Here is a 24,629-nt window from a genome sequence, read left to right as displayed (position 1 = left end):
ACAGAATAATAAATCACAAGGATTTGACTGTATCAATTTTTAGCAGGTATAGGATATGAACAGCGAAACCAATAATATCATAGAATTTCCTCTTAATAACAATTCCGATTCATTCCTCGCGCGCCAACCAATTGACAATTTGTTGAATCCGCAATCTTTGGTTTTAAAAAGAATCTACTTAGAAGGTGACGAACAAGATAGGAAGAAAGTGCGCGATTCCTATAGCATAGTCAATGCTAGCTTTAGCCATGCTAAACCTCACTACAGTTTAGGAAAAGTTTTTGCCAAAAAAGGAGAGTGGGATAAGGCTATTTCGTCCTACCGTCAAGCCTTAGATTTGACATCTGATTCAGCGGAAATTTACCAGAGTTTGGGAGATGCTCTTGTTAAAAAGAGCGAGTTAGATGAAGCTGTCATAATTTATCAAAAAGCTATCGAAATTCAGCCTTCTCTGTGGGAAGTCCACCACAATTTGGGGGATGTTTTGCAAGTACAAGGAAGATTAGATGAGGCTGTTGCTGCGTATCGTCGGGCGATCGCCTTTAACCCCGATTTTTCTTGGTCGCACAATAATTTAGGGGATGTGCTGATTAAGCAGGAGATGTGGGAAGAGGCAGCCCAAGCGTATAAAAGTGCGATCGGGCTAAATCCAGGCTTCCATTGGTCTCACTATAACTTGGCGGATGCTTTAGTGCAGTTGGAGAGGTGGGAAGAGGCGATCGCCACTTATCGGTGTGCAATTAATTTAAAATTGGATCTGCCTTGCGTGCAAGAAAAGTTAGCCGATGCGCTGAAAAATCACAGTCCGCTGTCAGCCAAAGAAGCTATTAGTTGTTACAGTCAAGCTATTGAGGAAAATCCAGATAATATCAAAGTCTATCACAAGGCTTTGGAAGTTAATCCAAAAGACCCGAAACTCTATTTAGGTTTGGGTAATGCTCTCGCAAGACAGGACAATAGAGATGGAGCGATCGTATTTTATCAGATGGGGCTACAGTTCAAGCCTGGTGACTTTGAACTTTCTTTGCAGTTATCCAAAGCCTTGATAAATATCAAGGATGGATTTGAGGATGCGGCAATAGAGTCGCAAGCCGAGACGATCGACTTTTATAGCAAGCAGAGGGCAAATTATGTCAACTCCTCAAAAATGCTGTTACCAGTTCAATTCTCGCCGATCTCAAAATCTATACGATATCAAGTTGATATTGTTGTCTGCGTTCATAATGCTTTAGAGGATGTGAAAGAGTGTTTAACCTCTATTGTCCGACACACCAAGGTTGACTATCGCTTGCTCATTGTAGATGATGGCTCTCAACCAGAAACTAGAGATTTTATTCAGGCGTGGGTTAAAGATGTTTCGCAAGCAATTGTTTTGAGAAATGAGACGGCTCGCGGTTATACCAAAGCAGCTAATATCGGTATGCGGGCCAGTACGGGTGACTATATAATTTTGTTGAATAGCGACACAATTGTCACTCCTGGCTGGATAGAAAAATTAGTTGACTGTGCTAATTCACGAAAAGATATTGGCATAGTCGGGCCTCTGTCAAATTGTGCATCTTGGCAATCGATTCCTGAAATATTTGACAATAAGGGGGGCTGGATGATTAACAGCGTTCCTGATGGATTTTCACTGGAGACTTTTAGTGAATTAGTAGAAAATGTTTCGGAAAAGGCATTTCCTAATGTGAATTTTGTTAATGGCTTCTGCTACATGATTAAGAGAGCAGTGCTTGAGGCAATTGGGTGGCTGGATGAAGAGAGTTTTCCCTACGGGTATGGGGAAGAGAATGATTTTTCAATTCGAGCTAAGAAAGCTGGGTTTAAACTAGCGATCGCTGACAATGCCTATGTCTATCACTCTAAGTCTAAAAGTTTTGGACACGAACGCCGTCAAGAGCTTTCTAAACAAGGTTCTACAGCGTTTAAACAGAAGCATCCCGATATTAATGTCAAAGCTTTGACTGAGGAAATCAAAAACAATCAAACTCTCGATCGTTTACGCCTCAAGCTCCGCGAACATATCATATCAAATCCGGCAGCATCGGTATTATGAGAGTGCGAGCGTCTCGCTCGCGGCATAGATCGCGGCATAGATCGCACTGATAAACTGTTCTGCATTTAAATTGGATATCAAAAAAAATCAGACTCTTGTGGGGTGTCCCGCCCGCCCTGAATATACAATTTAAATGTGCGATAGCTTATCATCCAAATATATTATTCCGAGGGAGCATCCCGATTGTGCAAACATATCCGCAAGGGCGAAGCATTCGCGCCTGTATCCTATCGACTATATGAGAGATTTTTAGCGCGAATGCTTCGCCCCTACAAAAACGGGATGCTCTCTATTCCGATGCAGCCGGAAATGATATTAGTCATTAGTTAGCAGTCATTAGGGGTGCATCTCAATGCAAGCGAATATATCCGTAGGGGCGAAGCATGACCGCAGAAAATAGGAGGTTATAACTAATAATTTATATGCGGTCATGCTTCGCCCTCTTCAAAAACCAGATGCACCTGTCATTAGTCAGCAGTGATTAGTCATTAGTTACTGATTATTGGGAAATATTAAAAATAACACATAACAACTGTCAACTGTCAACTGTCAACTATCAACTGTCAACTATCAACTGAAAATAGGGTTTATATGTCAGAAAAAGTCGATCTAGAAAAGGCAGAAAATCATTTCCAAACTGGCCAAAAACTTGAACGGGAAGGGAAATTAGAAGAAGCGATCGCTATTTACGCTCAAGCTATTCAAGCCAACCCAAATAACTCTGAGTTTCACCGCAGTTTAGGAGAGGTTTTGCAACGGCTGGGGCGACATTCTGAAGCGATCGCCAGCTACCGTAAAGCTATAGAGCTGCAACCGAAGTTTTCTAAAGCTTACCACAACCTAGGAAATGCCCTGAGCCAAATGAAGCAGTGGTCTGAAGCGATCGCCTCTTACCGTCAGGCGATCGAACTCAAACCCAACCTCCCCACAGCTTACTACCGTTTAGGGGAAGCTTTGCAACAACTTGGAGAAATGGAAGAAGCGATTGTCGCTTACCGTCAAGCTATTGAACTCAACCCAAATAACCCTGACTTTCACCACAGTTTAGGGGAATTTTGGCGGCAACAAGGGAAATATCAGGAAGCGATCGCCTGTTACCGTCAAGCTATTGAGCTGCAACCGAAGTTTTTTAAAGCTTACCATAACTTAGGAAATGCTCTGGGTCAACTGAAGCAATGGTCTGAAGCGATCGCCTCTTACCGTCAGGCGATCGAACTTAACCCAAATATTCCTGAGTTGCAATTCAGCTTAGGAGAGCTTTTGCAGCAACAAGGGAGACATTCCGAGGCTATCCCTTGTTACCGTAAAGCTATAGAGCTGCAACCGAAGTTTTCTAAAGCTTACCACAACCTAGGAAATGCTCTAGGTCAAATGAAGCAGTGGTCTGAAGCGATCGCCTCTTACCGTCAGGCGATCGAACTCAAACCCAACCTCCCCACTGCTTGCTATCGTTTGGGCGAAGCTTTGCAACAACTTGGACAGATAGATGAGGCGATCGCCAGTTACCGTAAAGCTATTGAACTGAAACCCGATTCTTCGGCCAAATTTTACTACAATTTAGGAGAACTTCTCAGCCAAAGACACCAGTGGGAAGAAGCAATTAGCTGTTATAGTCAAGCCTTCGAGATTGACCCAAACTTTTCGCCAGCCTATTACAAATTAAGGCAAGCCTTAGCCCAAAACGGTCAGCCCGATCGACAAGACAAAACAGTTTCCTGCGAGCGACCTGCTGTCAAGTTCAATGTCAATCATGAAGTTCCCAAAATTTTGTTTATTCTCCCCGTCAAAGGCGGTGGAGGAGGCGCTCATTCAGTAGTGCAAGAATCCTTAGCACTTTATCGCTCTGGGATTCCTATCAAAATAGCCGTCAATCAGTCTAACTTTACTGACTTTTTAAATGGTTACAAAGAAATTCCCGAAATTGGTGAAATTGCAGCTTCTTATCAAACTTTAACTGAGTTCAAAAAATTAGCTCAAAATTTCTCTGTAGTCTGTGCTACTACTTACAGTTCAGTAAAAATCCTGGAAGCGTTAGTTAGAGAAAATCCCCAGATATTGCCAGCTTACTACATACAAGATTACGAACCATTATTTTCTTACATAGATACTCCAGAATGGGAAGAAGCGCGACAATCCTATGGACTGATTCCCCATGCTATCCAGTTTGCTAAAACTCAGTGGTTGTGCGAGATTGTTAATCGCAATCATGCTGTCAAAGTCCACAAAGTAGAAGCCAGCATCGACCATCAAGTTTACTCCCCCGATCTGAAGAGTGAAAACTCTCGTATAGAGATTTCTATGATGGTAAGATTCACCACGGCCAGACGCGCTCCCCGTCGTACATTAGCTGTCGCTAAAATTTTATCAGATTTGTTTCCAAATCAAGTACATTTTACTATCTTTGGCTCTGACCGGAGTCTGATTGAATCTGCTGGGATACCGATTCCAGAAAATACTACGATTTTTCCTCATCTGAGTCGCTCCGAAGTCGCGGCCCTGCTGCGAAACTCAGATATATTTCTAGATCTTTCTGATTTCCAGGCTTTTGGCCGTACAGCTATAGAAGCAATGGCTTCTGGCTGCATTCCAGTTGTCCCCGATAAAGGAGGAACAGATGAATTTGCGATCGCTGACTTTAACTCTGTAGTCGTTGACACCACATCGATTGAGGATTGTGTCAAGGGAATTGGTAAGCTCATTCAAGCCGATCGCAATGTCTTATTGCAACTCAAGTTAAATGCTATTGAAACAGCGGCCAGATATTCACCAAAACGTGCTGCTTTTAGCATTTACAATCTTTTCTGCAATGAGCTACTTCAACTTGCTTCATAGATATTTTTAGGAGTTTCAAGTAAGTATTATGTTAGACCCTGTTCTTCAAAGGCGATATCTCAATAAAGTTCAGCTCCAACTAATGACCCGAAAGCGATGGGCTTACCTACGCTATCTTCAGATGCGTGAAGGATTAATCGAAGCCTTAAAAACGGCAGAAATCAAATCCTTTCTCAGCGTTGGCTGTGGAGCTGGATTAACGGAGGTAGCTCTCGCTCTAGAATTTCCTGCAATTGAGTTTTACCTCACGGATATTGATACTAAAGCCAATATTCAACAGCGATTAGGGATGCGGATGGCCACCGAATGGGTGATTGAAAATGTCAAATGTGACACTTACGATACTTTGACTCCCTCATCAGAATCCTACGATCTAGTAGCCTCGATTGAAGTCCTAGAACATATCGAGGCTGACAAAAAAGCAGCGATTAATATGCGTGCAGCATCACGGAAGTATGTATTTGCACTTGTTCCATTTGCCAGTCATGAAACTAACCTCAATAAAAAAATGAGAGAAAGTGTCTGGAAAAATCACCAGCATTATCGCGTCGGCTACAATGCTGATAGCATCCAGGAAATTTTCCCAGATATTACAATTTTACGTGGGTGTTACTGGAACGATGCTGGTATTAAACTGCGCCAAAAACTTGAACACTTGTCTGATGAAGAAATCCGGGCTTTATTGCCACATTTAACTCAGCTAGCTAAAACAGATATTCGTAACAGTATCCCTGGCGCTGATGGAAATTGTCATGGAATGTGGATTTTGTCAAAAGTCTGAATTATATCTTTTGACAGTTGACAGTTGACGGTTGACTGTTGACTGTTGATAGTTTACAGCATTTGACAAATTAGGTACGTAGTTGCGCTTCAGCGCTCTTTCCTGATATTAGCTAAGAGCGCTGAAGCGCAACTACGTACCTTTGCTCAGTCGCTCAAGAAAAAGTGAGACCTTTTTGATAAATCAAATGTTTGTATGGGAGATTGCGAACATCGGATACACTTACATTATTAGACAACCAAATAATGCCAACAACTTCTCGATAAACTGGTTGGTTGAATTCCACTATTGGTTTTACTTCATGTTTTTCTTGTTCCCAATGCTGTTGGTTTTTGAGTGACGATAACGGGTGAATAGTTGTATCTTGAGAAGAGTTGACCAAGACTCTCCCATAAATTTCATAGTTGGGAACATTGAGTTCTTCAAGAATGTTCTTTACCTGTTGGGCTTGGAGATGTAAAGTATGACCTGTCCAGTCAGACCAATAAAATTTTAGTCCTAAAGATTTTAAGTAGTCATCGGCATCAAAAAAAGGCCCTTTAATAAAAACGAATTTTCTAGAAATTCGGATAGCATTTTTTATGGCTTCTTTGGCATAATCTAATTTAGGTAAATGCTCCAAAGTATGGTTGAGAATTGTAAAATCCACGCAACCATCAGGGAGATCGAGATTGCAAAAATCTCCTTTGATGGCATCATATCCAGCAGCTTTGGCTGATGCTACCTTCTTCGGATCGAGATCGATGCCAAATCCCTTACGCCCTTTGAGTATGTTGATTCCAAATTGAATTGAGCTACCGTTAGAACAGCCAAAGTCTGCAAAATCAAAACTTGTAATATCGAACTCACTCATAATTCTCTTCCAATCAAAATCAAATGTATTGCAACTAGAGATAATTAATTAATACATGATTTTGGTAAGGGTTTCAGGAAAATAGATGTGGTTCTGCGAAGAGAATAGATGCGTTATGCGAGATGTGGCAGTGCATCTGGTTTTGGAAGAGGGCGAAGCATGACCGCATATAAGTTATTAGTTATCATCTCATATTGACTGCGGTCATGCTTCGCCCCTACGGATATCTTCGCTTGCATTGAGATGCACCCGATGTAGCAGTGCAATTTGCCTTTTTTTATATACCGCAAACTTCCAATCTACATCCTTCCCTGATTCAATCCGGATTAAATAGGAAACTTCAGAACAAATAACTATTAACGAACATATCCCCAATAGTACGGTATGCCTAGTCCAAAACCATTGATAACTCGTCCACAGCGTTTAGGTTCATCTAGAACCTACTACAAATTTCAAGGAAAACCTTACAAGCATCTGGAAATAGAGATTAAATTAACTTCTTTAAAAACGATAGCTACTGCTATTTTGTTAGGGGTTCCTTATCTGGGGTTTATTTACGTGTTTTTTTCTGGAGGAGCAAAAGTTATAGCTGTTGGTTTGGTAGTAGTAGGTATCTTGATAGGGGGAACGATCGCACTTTTATACTACTTAAACAGACAAGAGCCTGTCAAACCGCCGACAAATCAAAACAAACGGCGGTAATACCCAGCCCCAAACTCTATTCTGGGGCTGACGCTAGCTCGATCGCTCCATCCGAAATACGATCGCCCCTCCCGACTGCGAAATTCAGATTTTGGGTATCATCAAGCGATCTGTTGAAAATTTTGATACAACTGTCCGGATTGCTACTGAATTCCCAGGAAAGTAGATTAGTAGATGCACCCTGATAATTAACTCCCGACCAATTTTGGCCGGGTTTTTTTTGAGCGATCGCACGCACAGCCGTAAATTCTCGCAAATTTCCCAAATTCTCCGGAAAAAGGTGTGGTGTTACCGGAGAGTAGATTAGTAGATGCACCCTGATAATTAACTCCCGACCAATTTTGGCCGGGTTTTTTTTGTCGATCGCACTTTATGAGCAAATTCTGGCAAATTTCCGAAACTATCCCGAAAGAGGTACGGTACTACCGGAGACTAAATTAGTAGATGCANNCTATCCCGAAAGAGGTACGGTACTACCGGAGACTAAATTAGTAGATGCACCCTGATTAATTAACTCCCACGCCAATTTTGGTTTGGGGGTTTTTTTTTGGCGATCGCACTTTATGAGCAAATTCTGGCAAATTTCCGAAACTATCCCGAAAGAGGTACGGTGCTACCGGAGACTAAATTAGTAGATGCACCCTGATTAATTAACTCCCAACCAATTTTGGCCCGGGAGTTTTTTTTGTCGATCGCACCTCAGATCAAATCCGATTGCATAGCCCTGTATTCATCTCCATCTTCTCTCTCTGTGTCCTCTGCGCTCTCTGCGGTTAAATAATTCCGATACAACCGGAAACGATATCAAGCCATCAACTCTGACTAATTTCCCAAACTGTCCGGAACGAGGTACTGTCGCGCCGGAGACTAAATTAGTAGATGCACCCTGATTAATTAACTCCCGCGCCAATTTTGGCCGGGTTTTTTTTGTGTTAAGGCTGATGCTGAAAAAATTTGAGGTAAGTTTCCGGATTGCGCTGGAATTCTGAGGAAGCTTAGTTGGTAGATGCACCCTGATTAATTAACTCCCGACCAATTTTGGCCGGGTTTTTTTTGGCAAAAATTAGATATAACCAGAGGTAGCGACTGTTTGAGGGCTGAAGTATAAGCTCAGAAACCCGGTTTCTAGGAGTTTTGCTCTTGGGTTACGACAAATGTTGAAAGAAACTGAGATCTTGCACCATTCTCAATTACCTTTTTATGAACAGGCAAGATGCCTGTTCCACAAGAAAATTCATCTTTTGTGGAACGGGCATCTTGCCCGTTCTTGAGAATGGTGCAAGATGTGAGAAGAAACCGAGTTGCTGAAATAAATTTTCTAAATTTTCCTGAATGTGGTGCTGTCGGAGCGGAGATTAAATTATGTAGATGCACCCTGATTAATAAACCCCAGCCAATTTTGGCCGGGGTTTTTTTTGATCGAAAGCTGGATCGAGTCGATCGACCTACAACAGATCGAAAGACTGCACCTCAAGCACCGGGCCGATCATCGCAAAAGTCATTACATCCTTGCGGATTTCACCTTTGACGCTGACTTTAAGACCAGCTTTTTTCAACTCAGAAGGAGCATCCTTAAGTTCGTAGGTTTCCCCATCTTCGCCGATTAAAGCCCAAGTGCCCGGGCCTAATCCTTTGCGTTCAATTTCGCCTTTGACTGTAATACTCATGCTGACTGCGCCTCTGTTTTAATAGCCAAACGTGCCAATCCAAAACACAACAAAGCATTGACAATCAAGAATGTTTGTGCTACTAAACCAGTTCCCAATCCCCAAACTGCGGGAGAGAGAACAGCATTCACTGCTAAACAGCTAGCAAAGCCGATCGAAGTTGCGATCGCGATCCACTTCCACTCTCTGTGTCCCAACAGCAAAACAATCAAAATCCCGGGAATTAAAACGCTAGCAAATAAGGGATTCAGCATACTGCTGCCGTTAATTGCACCGCCGAGTTCGGGGATAGAACTACCCATGATTCTCATCGGCCACTGCGGCAAGTCAAATACGAACAAGTTGCGGAGGAAACAGAAGCCAGAACTTCCAGCAATCAAGCCGCCGGAAAAGCCCCAAGTCCACTGGAAGGGGAAATAATTCCGCAAAATGAAAGCCAGCAGGTAAGAACCGAGCACCATGGCAATTTTCGGCAACAGGGCGACTGCACCGCCGTCAATCCAGAAGCGGGGGCTGAGATAGCCGTTGTCGCGCAGCCAGCGGAAGAAGTCGCGGAAGTTGATTTGTCCACGCTGGGCTAGCTGAACTGCTGCGCCTGCGTCTAGATGTCCCGAACCAAAATGGTTTAAGGGGTCTTCTGTGACATTTCGCGAGGATTGCAAGAGTATGCTGCGAATTTGGTCTGGTTCTGTGATGCCGGAGGCTTTGATTAGGGCTGCTACGCCGGCGACGTGGGGAGAAGCCATGCTGGTGCCTTGGTAGGCTTCAAAGACTTCGTTTCCTGTTTCTGGGTCGATCGTACTTTGGAGAATTTTGCCCAGTTCAGAACCACCGGGGGCAGAAATGTCAACCCCGGCGCCGAAATTGGAATAATCGGCTTTTTCTTCGTTGGGGCCGAGGGCAGAAACGCCGATGACGTGGGGATAGCGGGCGGGATAGGAAGCGGAACTTTCGCCGGAGTTGCCTGCGGCTGCGATGATGACAACGCCTTTAGAGTGGGCGTAGTCGATCGCCTCTTCCATTAACTGACTTTCGCCACCGCCACCTAAACTCATGTTGATGACATCTGCGCCATTGTCTGCTGCAAATTTAATTGCTTCGGCAATGTCGGAAACTGTACCGCCACCGCTGCCGCCTAATACTTTGAGCGGCATTAAAGCTGCTTCGTAGGCGATGCCTGCGACGCCGTAGTTGTTGTTAGTTGATTGGGCGACAGTACCTGCGACGTGAGTACCGTGGCCGTGGTCATCGTAGGCTTCGGCGCGATCGTTTACAAAGTCGTAGCCCGGTACAAATTTGGTTTCTTTTAAGTCGGCAACGGGGGTAATGCCGGTGTCAATTATCGCTACTGTTGTACCGCTGCCTTTGGTTTCGTTCCAGGCAGATTCTACGTTGATGCTGCGAAGATTCCACTGCTTGGTATACATGGGGTCGTTGGGAATCTCGAAAGCGCTGTATACGTAGTTCGGTTCAATGTATTCGGTATCTTTAGCCAAATTTGATTTTCTCAGGGCTTTTAGCAAAGTGCGATCGCCCTTGACAACATACACATTATCTGATGTTGAGAATTCGCTGTTGAGTTGGGGTGATATTTGGTACTGTTGGGCGATCGCATTTACTTCTTTGGCAATCTGGGCAGCACCGATATCTTCGCGGAAATCCAGCACAATCGAGTCGTAAGTGCCTTGAGTAGCCAGTCCTGGGAAATTTGAAATCGCCCAGCCGAGCCCGATTAAAAATAAGCACAAAAGGAAAAACTTTTTCATGGCCGATCGTCCGTTTAGGGAAGGCTTGTTCACCACAATAACCCAATTTTCAGTGCGATCGCCAGTTTTACGGGTGGCGGCTGCTGGATAACTCGCGGGCGGGCCTTTGGTATGTGGTGGTGGGGGCTGCCCGTGCGATCGCAAATTGGTATAATTTCTAGTTTAAATTGCCGAGCAAGTTTGAGGAGTTCAATCAATTGTATCATGAGAGGAGATGGCAAACAAAACCGGGAGTATTTTTTACCAGAAATAATTGGTTTAAAGCCTCTCCCCGATCCGGATAAATTAAAAGAAAACTATTCATTACTCCAATCCTCTTCCTTTTAGGTAGAGGTCGCCCTCATCTGTCAACTGTCAACTGTCAACTGTCAACTGAATGAAAAGGATATTGCATGGAAAGAGGTTTAATGTGGCTGCCGCTGCTGGCACTTTTTATTGCTCTGGCTTGGGCTGGATGGAACGAGTATCAAAAGTTAGAAGCGTATCGCGTCTGGGCGGAACAATTCGCTAAGGCAAAATACGATATTTATGCTGTACTCGGTCAGCAAGAAGACTGTTTGACTTGGGGGAAACCTACTCGCAGCGGCCCTGTGAATTTGCAAAGTTTTTCGTTGAAAAATGTGCAGTCGCTGCGGTTGTTAGTTAACGGTGCTGTGGTAGATTTAGAATCGCCGCCGAATTCTGGAAAAGCGATCGCCATAGAATTTCTGTTAAAAGATACTGCGGCGGTGCAGGTTCCTTTTACAGAAGTTCCTCTAGCAACTAAATGGGCAAAGTATTTGCAACAGGAATTGCAGAGATTTCTCTAAGATTATAGAGTCAATGCCATTTCTGAATCCTCTGATGTCCGGTAGATAGCTCGCAATCAAATAGGTTTGTAGTGAGGGAGCATCTCATTTTTGCAAAAAGCATTTTTTCTTTCAGTGCTGTCCCCGCTCGCGTGCTTTATAAAGCACGCGAGCGGGGACGCTCGCACTACAAATGCAAAACTCAGAGGCTCCCTGTAGTGAGGACTTCAGTCCGCATAAAATCCGAGGACTGAAGTCCTCACTACAAACGAGATAACTGTTATTTTACCCGACTATAAATTGTTTTTTACCTTCCCCTTCCCCTGCGAATGCAAATACAGGAATTTTTACAGCGCTACCAAGAGGGAGAGCGTAACTTTGCTCATATTGACCTCAGCGGTGCTAGTTTAAGCGGTGTCAACCTTCGAGAAATAGACTTAACTGGTGCTAACTTGACGGGTGCTAATTTGAGCTGGTGTTTTTTGAGCAATGCTAAGTTAATTGGGGCTTGTTTGCGCCGCGCGGATCTCCGCAGTGCGGGGATGGCTGGGGCGAATCTGACTGGGGCAAATTTGAGCGGAGCAAATCTTGCGAAAGCAGATTTGCGTCTTGGTTGTTTGGAAGCAGCAGATCTTAATTGGGCGGCGCTGTGCGAGGCGGATTTGGGCGGTGCTAATCTTCAAGGAGTTAAATCTGACCAAATTAATTTAGAAAAAGCTAAACTCGACGGCGCGCAGTTGATGGGGGCGGAATTGATGGAGGCGAATCTCAACCGCGCGAGTCTTGTTGGTGCGAATTTGACGGGTGCTAATTTGCGGGAAGCGCATTTGGTGGAAGCGAATTTGCGATCGGCAATTTTGAGCGGTGCAAATTTGATTGAAGCTGACTTGAATGGTGCGATTTTGCGATCGGCAAATCTGACGGGCGCTGACTTGCACCGAGCTGTGCTGGCGGGGGCGGATTTGACTGAGGCGGTGCTGGATCGGGCTGATTTGAGTCGAGCGAATCTGGCGGGTGCTTATTTATTGAAAGCGAGTTTTAAGCAGGCGCTTTTGCTGCGAGCTAACTTGCAAGAAGTGTATTTGCTGCGGGCGGATTTGAGCGAGGCTAATTTACGCAGTGCTGATTTGCGGAAAGCTGATTTAAGCGGCGCTTATTTGGTGGATTCGATGTTGGCTGAAGCGGATTTAAGAGAAGCTTGTTTGATTGAGTGCCATTTAATTCGGACGGATTTGGAGGGGGCGCAGCTTACGGGGTGCTGCATTCAAAATTGGCAGGTTCAAGATGTCGAGCTGTCTAAAGTTAACTGTCGTTATGTTTTTACTGACTTTGATTATACTGCGAAAGTTGTGGCAAATCGCTTTCCGGTCGATCGCGATTTTGAGTCTGGGGAATTGGGACAGCAGTATCACGAGGAAAGTTCGATTGTGGAGGTGTGTTTTGGTGAGTTTCCTAATTGGGAGGCTTTGGTGTTTACGGTGCGTCGGGTGGAGTTAGAGAGTTGCGAACTTCAGTTGAACATTCAATTTTTTGAGTCTGCCCGAGAGCAAAATTTACTGCGGCTGAGCGCGAACCGTTTGGTGAATGGTAAGATTTTGGGCGATCGCATATTGGCGCTTTATCCAGATATGTTGGAAAAGGTTTTAGCTAAGGGCGCTGAAATTTTGATTTTGCTGGGATTGGCTGTTGCGGATAACGGTTCGCAGGAGGAGTCAGCAACACCGCAGCCACCAAGGCCGCTCCCAAAAGAGGTGTTGCTCAGAAGACAGGAAATCTACGAGCGAATGGTGCGCCAAATTTCGTTTATTTTGATGTCTCAGACGCCGGATAAATTCTCTGAAAGCGTACAGCGGTTGTTGGATTATTTGAAGCAGGAAGGTGTTCCGACAGAGCAGATTCAGAAGAAAGTAATCAGTCAGGCGATCGTGGAGCGGGCCAAGCAAGACGCGGGTTTTCGGGAACAGTTGTTGAGGTGGGAGAAAACGGCGTCGGCGAGTATTCGCTGTTCGATGATGGGGGAAGCGGTGCGATTTGCGATCGCCCTTTTGTGGGAATGAATAGGGAGCATCTCAGTTTTGCATTTAGAGTGCTGTCCGGAGCTCGCGTATTGTACACGCGAGCGGGGACGCTCGCACTGTTTCTGCGTACACAAAAGCCCGCGAGTTTCTCGAAAGCCCGCGAGCGGGGACGCTCGCACTGTTTTTTTGCGATCGCGTGTTTCACCCCGGGCCGCGAGCGGGGACAGCACTTTTTGTCGTCAGATTAGCTGTTTTCCCAGAAAAAAGGATATTTTTCAGGTGTATCTGATAAGTTAGCTTTGACAGGATTTTGTTTAATATATTCCCAGGTATTGATAAAATGTTGGTGGCTGTTAATAATTTCCGCGTGTCGCCCATCTTGCCAAACTTTACCGATATGCTTCATTACTTTAGGAATCTCGGTTGAACTGAAACCTTTAAGACTATGAAGCAAGCTTCCAATTGACCAGTCTTGAGAATCAGACTTCGGAAAAGGCTGAAGCAAAAGATGTACGTGATCTGGCATAATAACGGCAGCGAATAGTTGATATCTTTGGTTGTGAAAGTGCAAGGTAGAATCTAGAACAACTTGTCGAGCCGGTGGAGTTAGTTCTAGTCTTTCCCAGGTAACGAATGTTATAAAATGGATATTCTTGGGGAGTGGTAATTGAATAAAATCTTGTTTCAATGACATTGATTTACCTCATTTAATTGCAAATTGGATTGAGTGCCAGGGACGGCGTGGAAAAATTGGCAAAAATCGCCGGAAATCCTACAGTGCGAGCGTCCCCGCTCGCGTGGAAAAATACCCATCGCTCGCGGATCAAAATTGGCAAAAATCGCTGGAAATCCTACAGTGCGAGCGTCCCCGCTCGCGTGAAAAAATACCCATCGCTCGCGGATCAAAATTGGCAAAAATCGCCGGAAATTGCACAGTGCGAGCGTCCCCGCTCGCGGGAAAGAATAGCCCAATCCCGAGCAAAAATCAACAAAAATTGTCGGAAATCCCACAGTGCGAGCGTCCCCGCTCGCGTGGAAAAATACCCATCGCTCGCGTGGAAAAATACCCATCGCTCGCGTGGAAAAATACCCATCGCTCGCGTGGAAAAATAGAAAAATACCCATCGCTCGCGTGGAAAAATACCCATCGCTCGCGTGGAAAAATACCCATCGCTCGCGTGGAAAAATACCCATCGCTCGCGTGGAAAAATCAACATCAATTCGGTACAAGAATCAACATCAATCGTGCGGCAAAATCAATATATAGCCTTTCTCAAAAAGATGAGGTATAACTGACAGCTCATATAACCACTAAACTAAGAAGGGCCCAAGCCCAACAACATACCTCATCTTTCTGAGCACCGTTATAAATAGCCCGATCGCACTATTCCTCCACCAGCCAACCAATTACCAATCTTGACTCGCCAGTTGGCGGCCCGCTAAAGCCCGCACTTGCTCGTCTGCATCGGCAACTGCGAGCGATCGCACCAATCGCAAAGTTTCCTCATTTTCGGGATAATGTTCGATAATTGCTTCGAGTGCTGTAAACCGGGGATTGTAAGCAAAAGAACCTGTTCTATCGTAGGCATCGGTAAGAGCTCTGTGGCGCAAAAACTCAAACATTCCCGGTTCGTCCTTCCATCCCCGAATTAACTCTACCAGAGCGATCGCCCGCACTTGCGAATCATCATCCTGCTCGGCCCTAATTTTCAGCCACTCAAAAGTTTGAGACTCATTTGTCCGCCCCCGGGCTAACTTTTGCAAAGCAATTTTCCTAACAGCCGAACTCTCATCGCCCTCTGCTTTAGCCTCCAACATCCGCAAAGTTTCAGCACCATCGGGCCAATTGCGAGCAAGTTCCTGCACCGCCACCTCACGCACCTCCTCATCCCCAGCATCAAGCTGAATTTTCAACCAAGACAAGGTTTCCGGCTCTTGCGGCCATCCCCGCGCTATTTCTCGCACCAGCACGCTCAGCAAGTGAGAATTGGGCTCCGACTCCGCCAGTTGTTTGAGAAAAGGCAGCGTCTCGCCCCGGTGTCCCCAGCCTCTTGCTATCTGTTCCACCGCAGTTTCTCGGACGTTGATGTGTCTGTCTGATTCAGCCAGAATTTTCAACCATTCAAAGACTTCGAGACTGGCTGACGGTAAGGTGGCTGCGGCTACTACTACCACTTGCCGCACAGTCCAATAATCATCTGAGTTCGCAATTTTTTGCAGCAGGGGCAGTGTCTCTGGGCTGTCGGGCCAACAGGAGGCAATTTGTTGCAAGGCTATTTCGCGCAGTTCGGCGTCGAGATCGCTCGTAGCTATATTTTGCAAAAAAGCCAGAGTTTCGGGCTTAGATGGCCAGCCAGAGGCAATTCCTTGGACTGCCGCCTGCCGGACGGTGGAACTCGCGTCGGACTGGGCGAGACTTTTCAGCAGCGGGTAAATATCTGGTTCGCCCGGCCAGCGCGAGGCCAATTCTTCGATCGCCGCTGTTCGCACTTCTTCGTTGCTGTCGGAGGTGGCTAGGGTTTTCAGCAGCAAGCAAACCTCGTCATCGGCGGGCCAACCCGCTGCCAATTCCCGCACCGCTACTGTTCGCAGGGTAGAACTTCCTGTCTGGGCAAGGTTTTGAAGCTGGGACACCGTGCCTAAAACGCTGTGCCAACCTCTGGCTATTTCTTGCCACGCTACGACTCGCACTCCCAAATTTTCGTCGGATTCGGCGGCCGTTCTCAGCAGCAGCAAGGTATCTGTGCGATCGGGCCAATGAGAGGCCAACTGTTCCAGGGCGCAGGTGCGGACTGCGGGACTGCGATCGGACTGAGCCAGAACCGCCAGCAGCGGCAAGGTATCGCTGTTAGAGGGCCAACCAGAAGCCATTTCTTCGATTGCAGCCGATCGCACTGCCCAGCTTCGATCGGATTTAGCGAGGTTTTTGAGCATCAGATAAATTTCTGGTTCGTCAGGCCAACCGCAGGCTATGGCTTTGACTGCTGTGGCGCGGACTTCGCCGCTGTCGCTGGAGTGTGCTAGTATTTTGAGCCAAGGCAGGGTTTGCGGGTCGTTTTTCCAAGTTTGGGCGATCGCGGCGATCGATCGATAGCGAATTTGATAAGTTTCCTGCAATTCTTCAGCGCTTTGATAAAGAATCAGAAAAACCGTACCGTATTGCGATAACTTTTTTAAAGCGTTTAACAGTTTTTTTTCTGTTGTTTCATTGATGCCATTTTTAACTCTTGATAGGCATTCTGCTGCTAAAAATAAATTAATAAATTTTTCTTGTTGACCATTTTGAGTTATCAAATATTCTATAACTTCGCTCGCTGTTTCTTTGTCGAGCTTGGCTGCAATTTCTCGGAGGAATTCGTGCAAAGATTCATCTCGCCAGTGCTGGCCGAAAACTTGTGTTTGGAGTTCGGCCCCAGTCAGTTGACCTGTTTTGAGTTGTGCGTCGATTAACTCTGCCACTGTCTGGGGATTATTTTCGACAACAAGTTTTTTTAATAACATAGTGATATCCTACCCCCTAAAGTTTGTTTGGATTGAAAATCTGAAATAAGACGCTCGCGGTTGAAACGGCTTCTATAGATACAAAACCCGCTTGTATAGCGGATTGAAAACCGAGTGGTTGAAATTACGCTATCTTCTTTACACCGTGCAGGCGGACGAAAGTTTGACTGTAGATGCGATTTCTACCGCTGTCCGATCCAGATTGTAGTATGCAGCCGATCGACTCTATTTTATATCAAAACTACTGGCTCGATCGCGCCCCAATGCAAAATCCGCCACCACCCAATCGGAATGTTGGGTGTTGGCGGATGGATCTCGAACAATTGGGGCGTTGAATCTAGCTAGCTGCTACTTGGACGCGATCGCCTGCAACCCGAACCCGAAAAGTCGGAATTGTTACCGTTTCATCGTCCAAACACTGGCCAGTAGCCAAGCTAAAATTCTGCTTGTAAATCGGAGAAGCAACTTTTAGAGTGCCGCTGCGATCGCCCACAAGTCCTCGGGACAACACAAAAGCCTTGCTAAACGGGTCGTAATTGCTCAAAGCATACAGTTCATCCCCGTTTCCCACTCGGAAAACAGCCACTTGTTCCCCAGCCACCAAAGCACAAACTCCTGTATTTGGGGCGATCGCATCCAGGGAGCACACATCTACCCAAGTTGTTACTGTATCGGATACCTGTAATGATTGAACCATTTTTTTCCTGTTAATTTAATATGACTAATCTCGTTCCCAGTCTACGGCTTTCATCCTATCAACAATTGGCTAAAACCTACGAGCGCTCTCGTTTGTCTGGGAGCATCGATCCCCCTCGCATCCCCCTTTTTAAGGGGGACGCAAGATAATACTCCTGTTCCTCCCTTTTTTTAATGGGGTTAGGAGAACTTTGATAATACTCCTGTCCCCCCCTTTTTAAGGGGGGTTAGGGGGGATCCGGGGCTTTGCCTAAAACAATCAAGCTGACAATAGGTTTAAGTTCAAGTTGACACGCTTGGAATTATTCCGAAACTCCAGCTAGAGCCTTTTCATCCTCGTAAGCAGGGCGATTTTGTCCCCGTTCCTCGACACGAACAATACTCGGATCTGGCAAATCGGAATTCACAAAATGCTGGAATCGCTGCACCTTTTGCGGGTCTTCAATCGTCGTTTTCCACTCGCATTGATAAGTATTCACCAAATGCTCCATCTGCGCCTCCAACTCAGCACAAATGCCCAGAGAATCCTCAATAATCACCTGCTTCAAGTATTCAATACCGCCCTCAAGCTTGTTCAACCAAGTAGCGGTGCGTTCCAGGCGATCGGCCGTGCGAATGTACAAGACCAAAAAGCGATCGATATACTTAATCAAAGTTTCCTTATCGATATCCGCCGCCAGCAAAACCGCGTGCTGCGGCTTAATCCCGCCGTTACCGCACACGTACAAATTCCAACCATTCTCAGTAGCAATAATCCCAAAATCCTTGCTTTGAGCTTCCGCGCATTCGCGAGTGCAGCCAGAGACAGCAGACTTGAGCTTGTGGGGCGATCGCAAACCGCGATAGCGCAACTCAACCTCGATCGCCAAACTCGTCGAATCCTGCACCCCAAAGCGGCACCAAGTGCTACCAACACAAGATTTGACAGTCCGCAAAGCCTTACCATAAGCGTGTCCAGACTCAAATCCCGCATCAATCAAGCGGTGCCAAATATGCGGCAACTGATCCACCCGAGCACCAAGCAAATCGATCCGCTGTCCGCCAGTAATCTTAGTATAAAGCCCAAAATCCCTGGCAACTTCTCCCAAAGCAATCAACCTCTCCGGCGTAATTTCTCCACCCGGGATGCGCGGTATCACCGAATAAGTACCGTCGCGCTGAATGTTTGCCAAATAGTAATCGTTGGTATCTTGCAAACCAACGTGAGACTTCTCTAGAATATGGTCGTTCCAAGTAGAAGCCAGCATCGAAGCCACAGCAGGCTTGCAAATTTCGCAGCCGTGCCCTTTGCCGTGTTTGGCGATCGTCTCATCAAAGCTTTTCAGCTCTTGAGAGCGCACCAAATGGTACAATTCTTGACGGGAAAACTCAAAATGTTCGCAGAGATTATTTTTGACCGCAAACCCGGCTTTCTTCATCTCCGACTTAAAGATATCCGTCACCAAAGGCACGCAACCGCCGCAGCCCGTACCAGCTTGAGTGCATTTCTTGACACTGCCGACATCAGTTAAATTGCGATCGCGAATCGCCTCACAAATCTGCCCTTTACTGACATTATTGCAAGAACAAATTTGAGCAGAATCCGGCAGACTTTCCACACCAAAACCAGCAGGTGCTCCGCCTTCGCGCGGTGGCATCAACAAATCTTCAGGATGTGGCGGCAAAGCAATATCATTTTGCATGAATTGCAGCAAAGTGCCGTAAGCAGAAGCATCTCCGACGAGAATACCGCCTAAAATTCGGCTACCATCTTGATTTAAAACTAATTTCTTGTAAGTGCCTTGGAAATTGTCAGCAACAACAATCTCTTTAGCACCGGCAGAATTCGCAAAAGCATCACCAAAACTCGCCACATCCACACCCAAAAGTTTCAGTTTTGTGGACATATCCGCACCAGTGAAAGTGCTTGTGGGACGGGCATCTTGCCCGTCATCCGCAGCGCTGCTCAAAATATCTGCTGCTACGCCAGCCATTGTATAACCAGGGGCAACTAAACCGTAGATGCGATTTTGATAAAGCGCGCATTCGCCGATCGCATAAATATCAGAATCCGAAGTTTGGCAGCTATCATTGATCGTAATACCGCCGCGCTCTCCCACCGCAATCCCGCAATCTCGGGCGATTTCATCTCGGGGGCGAATGCCAGCAGAAAACACAATCATATCCGTTGCCAATTCCGAACCATCAGCAAACAGCATCTTAGAAACTTTGCCATCTTCGCTAACAATTTCGGTGGTAGATTTGCTAGTGTGAACCGAAACCCCCAACTCCTCAATTTTGTTACGGAGAATCGCACCACCAACCTCATCAACTTGCACGGGCATCAGCCGCGACGCAAACTCAACCACATGAGTTTTTAAACCCATATTTTGGAGAGCATTAGCGCACTCCAAGCCTAACAAACCGCCGCCAATTACTACACCTATTTTGCAATTTTTAGCATAATCTGACATCGCCTCCAAATCGTCAATTGTCCGGTAAACAAAAGTACCAGCCGCGTCTTTGCCTTTGATAGGCGGTACAAATGGATAGGAACCCGTAGCGAGTACAAGTTTGTCGTAGGGAACTTCTAAACCGTTGGCTGAAGAGACAGTTTTTTGTTCGCGATTGATGGCGACTGCTTTGTCGCCGATGTGAATTTGAATACCATTTTCTTGATAAAATCCCGGTGCAACTAGAGATAAATCTCCCGCCGTTTTCCCAGAGAAAAATCCGCTGAGGTTTACGCGATCGTAAGCAACCCGCTGCTCTTCACAAAAAGTAATTAAATTCCAGTTTTTGGCAGCATCCGAGCTCACCATTAACTCTAGGAACTTGTGACCTACCATACCATTGCCAATTACAATCAGATTTTTTTTGGCTGTCATTAGAATCTCTTTTATCTCGTTTATCCGTCGTTGGTTTTATTAATATAAGAATTTTTTGTAAACTTTTGTATGTATGGATACAAAAAGTTAACTTTTATGCAATTGTCGTATGGTGGCGATTGCATTTTTGCATGAGGTGTGGTGACAGTTGATAATTGACAGTTGATAATTGACAGTTGATAATTGATAATTCACAGGGCAGGAGATTGTTCGGTAAATATCCACTGTCCATCTGTTCACTGTCAACAGTCCCTCTGCTCACTGTCAACTGTCATTGAGTTTTTGTTTGGTTGTTTTGATGATGCTGGTTAGTAGTTTTAGGAGTTCTTTTAGGTCGTTTAAGATTGATTCGCTTTCTTTTGGGGTGAGATAATCGGTTTCTCGAAGTAGCAATATCCAGTATTCAGTTTCGTGGGCTTCTTTGAGGGCTATCGCTAGTTTATGAATAAAATCGGCTTTGCTTTCTGCTTGTTCTGCTTCTCTAACTAATGCACCGATAGCTGTTCCAGATCGTAGTAGTTGTTTTGACAATACATATTCTTTTTTATTGAAAAACAAGTATTTATATAGGTTTACCGTTCGGACGGCAAACGCAAAAGATTTATTTTTGAGTGGTGAGTTATCAGTCATTGACAGTTGATAGTTGATAGTTGACAGTTGATAGTTGATAGTTGATAGTGCCCGAGATTGTTCGCTAAATATCCACTATGAACTGTCAAGTGTCAACTGTCAATAGTCCCCTCTCAACTGTCAATTGCCAACTGTCAACTGTCAATTCTTCACTGTCAACTGTCAACTGTCAACTGTCAACTGTTTAAGCTCCCATACCGGAATACTGTTTCAAACCCTGCCGCCACAGCCAGCGATTCCACACAAAAAACACCACACCCCAACCCAGCATCACCAACAAACCACGGCCAACATCAACGGGCAATCCGATCAAAATTGAAGCAGGAAAATGAATCAAATAAGGAAACGGAGTCCACAAAACCACTGCGCGCACTGCTGGGGGAAACACTTCTAACGGTGCGATAATTCCCGATAAAAACAGGTAAATCAAGAACCAAAATTGCTCGATCGCACTTGCGCGCTCTATCCAAAAAGCAAACAGCGCAAAGGTATACTGGATCAGGAACCGCAAGCAAAAAGCCAAGACGACAACCAAGGAAAACAGCAAAAACCTGCCCAAACTCGGCACCCAAAAAGACTGTGGGTAAAGTGCAAAAAACAGCAGCACTAATCCGAATACAAAAGGTAGCCTCGCAAACCTTTCGGAAACATGAGATGCGAAGTGATGCCATACTGGATCTAGAGGCTGCAACAATCTATTAGATAACTTGCCTTGGACTACTTCTTTTTCAAACTCCCAAATCACCCAAACAACATTAGTTTGTCGGACAATGAAAGCTGCCAAAAAGTAACGGGCAAAGTCGATCGCCTTTAGCCCAAACTGACCACTTTCTGATGCTTGCATCCACACGCCCATCAAGATAAACGGCAAAGCTCCCGACAGGGCCCACAAAAACAATTCTGCCCGGTATTCGAGCATATAAGCGTAGTAAGTCAGTAGCAAAGTTTTAGCAATTCTGATGATTCTTTTCATATCAATCTCACTAAAAAAATTATAGGTAAAGGTACGTTGTTGGGCTTTAGCCCTCTTTCGGCGTATATAGAAAGAGGGCTGAAGCCCAACAACGTACCTATCTTTATCTTGAGAATAAAACACCTTGCTTTTTAGGTAATCTGGGGGAACTCTACACTTTTCCCGTGCGAAAAACTCGACCGATTACCTCTTCAATTGGCGGATCTGTGACAGTCAAATCTATCACTTCCAACTGGGCTAAAATCTTCGACACGCTCGCCGTCAGCTCCTCCCTTTTGACCAAAAACCGGACTGAATTACCTTCAATAGATTCTACCTCGCCGTAAGCAAAAGCGCTATCTTTTGCTAGCGGTTCGGCTAATTTTACCTGGACTTCTCGGTAAGGTGCAAACCTGTCGAGCAATCCGTCCAAACTGCCATCATAAACTAATTGCCCTTCATGGATTAACAAAACACGCTTGCATAAAGCCGTAATGTCAGCCATATAGTGACTTGTCAAAAGCACAGTTGCTTGATAGCGCTCGTTATATTCTCGCAGAAATTGCCTGACACTAAACTGTGCGTTGATATCCAAACCTAAAGTCGGTTCATCTAAAAATAATACCTCCGGTTGGTGCAGCAGTGCGGCCATCAATTCCGCTTTCATTCGCTCGCCTAAAGACAGCTTGCGTACCGCCTGATTTAATTTGCCTTCTAGTGACAGCATTTCTGTCAATTCTCCAATTCGCTGTCGGTAATCTCGATCGGGAATGCCGTAGACTGCGGCATTGATTCGCAGAGAGTCGAGTACGGGTAAATCCCAAATTAACTGCTGTTTCTGCCCCATAACTAAGGTGATTCTTTGCAGAAAAGCTGCTTCGCGGCCAAAAGGAGTACGATCGCACACAGTGACAGTACCATCAGACGGGTAAATCAAACCAGTCAACATTTTCAGCGTCGTAGTTTTGCCCGCACCGTTAGCGCCGAGAAACCCCACCACTTCACCAGGTTCGATACTGAAAGAAACGCCCTCAACTGCTTTGATATTGCGGTAAGTGCGCTTAAAAAAGTGCTGCATGGTTCCTTTCAGTCCCGGTTCCTTAATCGCTACGGGATAAACTTTGCTTAAGTCTTTAACTAAGATAATTGGCATTGGCTCTAGTTTTAACTTTTATTTTAATGTGCGATCGCGCGATCGGGTTGTGCCAAGCTGTAGAATATTACAAGATATCCATTATCACATCGCACAAAATTTACAACTATGGTACTCACCCCCGATAATTCTGGCATCCCTCGCTTGGTAGGAGACAATACTGCTGAAAATATTACACTTGCACCGGGACAACTTGCCAGTTTTCCTGGGGGAGTTTGGATGCTGGGCGGCAATGATACTGTCAGGGGCGCGTCAGATGCAGAAAGGATTTTCGGCAACGATGGTAAAGACAGTCTGTTTGGCGGTGCCGGCGATGATTCTATTTACGGCGGCAAAGCTGATGACGATGTTTTGGGAGAAGCTGGAAACGATTTCTTGACGGGAGATAAAAATAGTGATTTCGTTGATGGCGGCGTGGGAAATGATTTGCTGCGCGGGGGGCAAGGTGTTGATTTGTTAGTCGGTGGTGACGGCAACGATACTTTAATTGGCGACAGAGATGTGGATGTTTACAAAGGAGGTGCGGGCAACGATGTCTTTGTTTTGAGAGTCGATCAAGCTGGACTTAGATTAGTTGGAAATGAAGTTCCTGACGCCGTAATTATCGATTTTGATAAGTCTAGCGATTCAATCGGAATTAGTACGGCATTCACCAGCAGCAATATCACTTTTGAACAAGTGAGTTATAGTTTAAACGATCCGAGACTACTGTTACTCGATCCAGGAAGTATCTCGGGGGGAACGAGTTTGTTAGCCAAGGGCGGCATCTCGCAGCAAAGTCTCGATCCCGATCGTAATGGGCGTGTGGAAGCTACTAATATTAGATTCGGTTTTACTAATGCTTTGTTGGGGACTGTGTTGAATGTGACTCCGGCAGATTTAAACGGGCGTTTGATTAATGCTAGTTCTCTGCTTTAATCTGTAGGTGTAGGGTGCGAAATACGCACCTTATTAGAAAGATGAGGTACGTTGTTGGGCTTGGGCCCTCTTAGTATTTATGATATAGTAAGCGAGGTCGCATCAAAAACTCCATTTACAGTCATACCTCATCTTTCTGATAAATGCTATATGCACCTTATTAGACTTGAATTAAATAAATCTGACTTTGATACATAAACCGCAGATGATTTTCTGCTCGCTGGAAATGAATGCAATTGCTCGTCTACTAATAATACCAATTATAGAAGAATTCTTGGTACAATATTTGAGGTTGAGTTTGTTTGCTCGACAAAGATTGGATCAAGGTACGTTGTTGCGCTTCAGCGCTCTTTATATATATTCGGAAAGAGCGCTGAAGCGCAACTACGTACCTAATTTTTCGTTTTTTATATATATTCGGAAAGAGCGCTGAAGCGCAACTACGTACC

The 24,629-nt window shown here is 45.3% G+C and carries 21 protein-coding genes; 9 read left to right on the top strand and 12 right to left on the bottom strand.

What is annotated here, in order from left to right; genetic code table 11:
* The first annotated feature begins 55 nt into the window (after positions 1-55).
* From JGK14_RS27680 to JGK14_RS27670, 3 genes are all read left to right on the top strand, one after another.
* Positions 56-2,056, top strand: coding sequence for a tetratricopeptide repeat protein (locus JGK14_RS27680; RefSeq protein WP_293327107.1), 2,001 nt, complete (start codon positions 56-58; stop codon positions 2,054-2,056).
* 591 nt (positions 2,057-2,647) lie between these two features.
* Positions 2,648-4,888: a tetratricopeptide repeat protein gene (locus tag JGK14_RS27675; protein WP_293219769.1), complete on the top strand. Its 2,241-nt coding sequence runs from the start codon at positions 2,648-2,650 to the stop codon at positions 4,886-4,888.
* An 82-nt stretch (positions 4,889-4,970) separates the two neighbouring features.
* Positions 4,971-5,669: a class I SAM-dependent methyltransferase gene (locus JGK14_RS27670; RefSeq protein WP_293193221.1), complete on the top strand. Its 699-nt coding sequence runs from the start codon at positions 4,971-4,973 to the stop codon at positions 5,667-5,669.
* Between the two features lie 154 nt (positions 5,670-5,823).
* Here the strand turns inward: JGK14_RS27670 and JGK14_RS27665 are convergent, their stop codons facing one another.
* The gene (locus JGK14_RS27665; protein WP_293186605.1) at positions 5,824-6,522 is read right to left on the bottom strand and encodes a class I SAM-dependent methyltransferase; all 699 of its coding nucleotides are present in this window, start codon (positions 6,520-6,522) and stop codon (positions 5,824-5,826) included.
* A 384-nt stretch (positions 6,523-6,906) separates the two neighbouring features.
* Between JGK14_RS27665 and JGK14_RS27660 the strand changes: the two genes are divergently transcribed.
* The gene (locus tag JGK14_RS27660) at positions 6,907-7,224 is read left to right on the top strand and encodes a hypothetical protein (protein WP_293186604.1); all 318 of its coding nucleotides are present in this window, start codon (positions 6,907-6,909) and stop codon (positions 7,222-7,224) included.
* Between the two features lie 16 nt (positions 7,225-7,240).
* On the opposite strand, the gene JGK14_RS27655 is transcribed toward JGK14_RS27660, so the two are convergent.
* The 4 genes from JGK14_RS27655 to JGK14_RS27640 all read right to left on the bottom strand — a co-directional run bounded on the left by JGK14_RS27655 (position 7,241) and on the right by JGK14_RS27640 (position 10,863).
* On the bottom strand, positions 7,241-7,489 hold the full coding sequence (locus tag JGK14_RS27655) for a hypothetical protein (RefSeq protein WP_293186603.1): 249 nt from the start codon (positions 7,487-7,489) through the stop codon (positions 7,241-7,243).
* A 1,180-nt stretch (positions 7,490-8,669) separates the two neighbouring features.
* Entirely contained in the window at positions 8,670-8,891 is a 222-nt protein-coding gene (locus JGK14_RS27650; RefSeq protein ID WP_293186601.1) for a hypothetical protein, read from the bottom strand.
* Positions 8,888-10,657 carry a S8 family peptidase gene (locus JGK14_RS27645; protein WP_293327830.1) on the bottom strand — a complete coding sequence of 590 codons (1,770 nt, stop codon included), beginning with the start codon at positions 10,655-10,657 and terminating at the stop codon, positions 8,888-8,890. The genes JGK14_RS27650 and JGK14_RS27645 overlap by 4 nt, the downstream gene beginning before the upstream one ends.
* 29 nt (positions 10,658-10,686) lie before the next feature.
* Positions 10,687-10,863: a hypothetical protein gene (locus JGK14_RS27640; protein WP_293186597.1), complete on the bottom strand. Its 177-nt coding sequence runs from the start codon at positions 10,861-10,863 to the stop codon at positions 10,687-10,689.
* A gap of 186 nt (positions 10,864-11,049) precedes the next feature.
* Between JGK14_RS27640 and JGK14_RS27635 the strand changes: the two genes are divergently transcribed.
* Positions 11,050-11,466 (top strand): hypothetical protein, encoded by a 417-nt coding sequence (locus JGK14_RS27635; protein ID WP_293186595.1) that lies wholly within the window; start codon positions 11,050-11,052, stop codon positions 11,464-11,466.
* A 308-nt stretch (positions 11,467-11,774) separates the two neighbouring features.
* Positions 11,775-13,502: a pentapeptide repeat-containing protein gene (locus tag JGK14_RS27630; RefSeq protein ID WP_293186594.1), complete on the top strand. Its 1,728-nt coding sequence runs from the start codon at positions 11,775-11,777 to the stop codon at positions 13,500-13,502.
* A 205-nt stretch (positions 13,503-13,707) separates the two neighbouring features.
* On the opposite strand, the gene JGK14_RS27625 is transcribed toward JGK14_RS27630, so the two are convergent.
* The gene (locus JGK14_RS27625; protein ID WP_293186592.1) at positions 13,708-14,157 is read right to left on the bottom strand and encodes an REP-associated tyrosine transposase; all 450 of its coding nucleotides are present in this window, start codon (positions 14,155-14,157) and stop codon (positions 13,708-13,710) included.
* 103 nt (positions 14,158-14,260) lie between these two features.
* Between JGK14_RS27625 and JGK14_RS27620 the strand changes: the two genes are divergently transcribed.
* A complete protein-coding gene (locus tag JGK14_RS27620; RefSeq protein WP_325315723.1) occupies positions 14,261-14,755 on the top strand; it encodes a hypothetical protein in 495 nt (164 codons plus the stop codon).
* A 115-nt stretch (positions 14,756-14,870) separates the two neighbouring features.
* Here JGK14_RS27620 and JGK14_RS27615 read toward each other — a convergent pair whose 3' ends face one another.
* A complete protein-coding gene (locus JGK14_RS27615; protein WP_293314115.1) occupies positions 14,871-16,964 on the bottom strand; it encodes a HEAT repeat domain-containing protein in 2,094 nt (697 codons plus the stop codon).
* A 173-nt stretch (positions 16,965-17,137) separates the two neighbouring features.
* Here JGK14_RS27615 and JGK14_RS27610 point away from each other — a divergent pair, with 173 nt between their 5' ends.
* Entirely contained in the window at positions 17,138-17,299 is a 162-nt protein-coding gene (locus JGK14_RS27610; RefSeq protein ID WP_293230463.1) for a hypothetical protein, read from the top strand.
* 2 nt (positions 17,300-17,301) lie between these two features.
* Here JGK14_RS27610 and nirD read toward each other — a convergent pair whose 3' ends face one another.
* The 5 genes from nirD to JGK14_RS27585 form a co-directional block, all read right to left on the bottom strand.
* A complete protein-coding gene (gene nirD, locus JGK14_RS27605; RefSeq protein WP_293143783.1) occupies positions 17,302-17,661 on the bottom strand; it encodes a nitrite reductase small subunit NirD in 360 nt (119 codons plus the stop codon).
* Between the two features lie 301 nt (positions 17,662-17,962).
* On the bottom strand, positions 17,963-20,527 hold the full coding sequence (gene nirB, locus JGK14_RS27600) for a nitrite reductase large subunit NirB (RefSeq protein ID WP_325315722.1): 2,565 nt from the start codon (positions 20,525-20,527) through the stop codon (positions 17,963-17,965).
* Positions 20,528-20,791: 264 nt separating this feature from the next.
* Entirely contained in the window at positions 20,792-21,157 is a 366-nt protein-coding gene (locus JGK14_RS27595; protein ID WP_293186586.1) for a four helix bundle protein, read from the bottom strand.
* 184 nt (positions 21,158-21,341) lie between these two features.
* Complete coding sequence (locus tag JGK14_RS27590; RefSeq protein WP_293186585.1) at positions 21,342-22,130, bottom strand: ABC transporter permease; 789 nt, start codon at positions 22,128-22,130, stop codon at positions 21,342-21,344.
* A gap of 151 nt (positions 22,131-22,281) precedes the next feature.
* Positions 22,282-23,262 carry an ABC transporter ATP-binding protein gene (locus JGK14_RS27585; RefSeq protein WP_293207204.1) on the bottom strand — a complete coding sequence of 327 codons (981 nt, stop codon included), beginning with the start codon at positions 23,260-23,262 and terminating at the stop codon, positions 22,282-22,284.
* Positions 23,263-23,370: 108 nt separating this feature from the next.
* Here JGK14_RS27585 and JGK14_RS27580 point away from each other — a divergent pair, with 108 nt between their 5' ends.
* Positions 23,371-24,180, top strand: a complete 810-nt coding sequence (locus JGK14_RS27580; protein ID WP_293193734.1) for a calcium-binding protein — start codon at positions 23,371-23,373, stop codon at positions 24,178-24,180.
* The last annotated feature ends 449 nt before the right edge of the window (positions 24,181-24,629 follow it).

This window comes from Microcoleus sp. PH2017_28_MFU_U_A (genome assembly GCF_020738035.1).
Taxonomy (GTDB): domain Bacteria; phylum Cyanobacteriota; class Cyanobacteriia; order Cyanobacteriales; family Microcoleaceae; genus Microcoleus.
Note: the sequence above shows the minus strand (reverse complement) of the source record. Positions and strands in the feature narration are given on the sequence as shown.

Bases quoted from the DNA above. Each gene is read 5' to 3' on its own strand.
- JGK14_RS27680 (WP_293327107.1), top strand. From the start codon at position 56: ATGAACAGCGAAACCAATAATATCATAGAATTTCCTCTTAATAACAAT.
- JGK14_RS27675 (WP_293219769.1), top strand. From the start codon at position 2,648: ATGTCAGAAAAAGTCGATCTAGAAAAGGCAGAAAATCATTTCCAAACT.
- JGK14_RS27670 (WP_293193221.1), top strand. From the start codon at position 4,971: ATGACCCGAAAGCGATGGGCTTACCTACGCTATCTTCAGATGCGTGAA.
- JGK14_RS27665 (WP_293186605.1), bottom strand. From the start codon at position 6,522: ATGAGTGAGTTCGATATTACAAGTTTTGATTTTGCAGACTTTGGCTGT.
- JGK14_RS27660 (WP_293186604.1), top strand. From the start codon at position 6,907: ATGCCTAGTCCAAAACCATTGATAACTCGTCCACAGCGTTTAGGTTCA.
- JGK14_RS27650 (WP_293186601.1), bottom strand. From the start codon at position 8,891: ATGAGTATTACAGTCAAAGGCGAAATTGAACGCAAAGGATTAGGCCCG.
- JGK14_RS27645 (WP_293327830.1), bottom strand. From the start codon at position 10,657: ATGAAAAAGTTTTTCCTTTTGTGCTTATTTTTAATCGGGCTCGGCTGG.
- JGK14_RS27640 (WP_293186597.1), bottom strand. From the start codon at position 10,863: ATGATACAATTGATTGAACTCCTCAAACTTGCTCGGCAATTTAAACTA.
- JGK14_RS27635 (WP_293186595.1), top strand. From the start codon at position 11,050: ATGGAAAGAGGTTTAATGTGGCTGCCGCTGCTGGCACTTTTTATTGCT.
- JGK14_RS27630 (WP_293186594.1), top strand. From the start codon at position 11,775: ATGCAAATACAGGAATTTTTACAGCGCTACCAAGAGGGAGAGCGTAAC.
- JGK14_RS27625 (WP_293186592.1), bottom strand. From the start codon at position 14,157: ATGTCATTGAAACAAGATTTTATTCAATTACCACTCCCCAAGAATATC.
- JGK14_RS27615 (WP_293314115.1), bottom strand. From the start codon at position 16,964: ATGTTATTAAAAAAACTTGTTGTCGAAAATAATCCCCAGACAGTGGCA.
- JGK14_RS27610 (WP_293230463.1), top strand. From the start codon at position 17,138: ATGCGATTTCTACCGCTGTCCGATCCAGATTGTAGTATGCAGCCGATC.
- nirD (WP_293143783.1), bottom strand. From the start codon at position 17,661: ATGGTTCAATCATTACAGGTATCCGATACAGTAACAACTTGGGTAGAT.
- nirB (WP_325315722.1), bottom strand. From the start codon at position 20,527: ATGACAGCCAAAAAAAATCTGATTGTAATTGGCAATGGTATGGTAGGT.
- JGK14_RS27595 (WP_293186586.1), bottom strand. From the start codon at position 21,157: ATGACTGATAACTCACCACTCAAAAATAAATCTTTTGCGTTTGCCGTC.
- JGK14_RS27590 (WP_293186585.1), bottom strand. From the start codon at position 22,130: ATGAAAAGAATCATCAGAATTGCTAAAACTTTGCTACTGACTTACTAC.
- JGK14_RS27585 (WP_293207204.1), bottom strand. From the start codon at position 23,262: ATGCCAATTATCTTAGTTAAAGACTTAAGCAAAGTTTATCCCGTAGCG.
- JGK14_RS27580 (WP_293193734.1), top strand. From the start codon at position 23,371: ATGGTACTCACCCCCGATAATTCTGGCATCCCTCGCTTGGTAGGAGAC.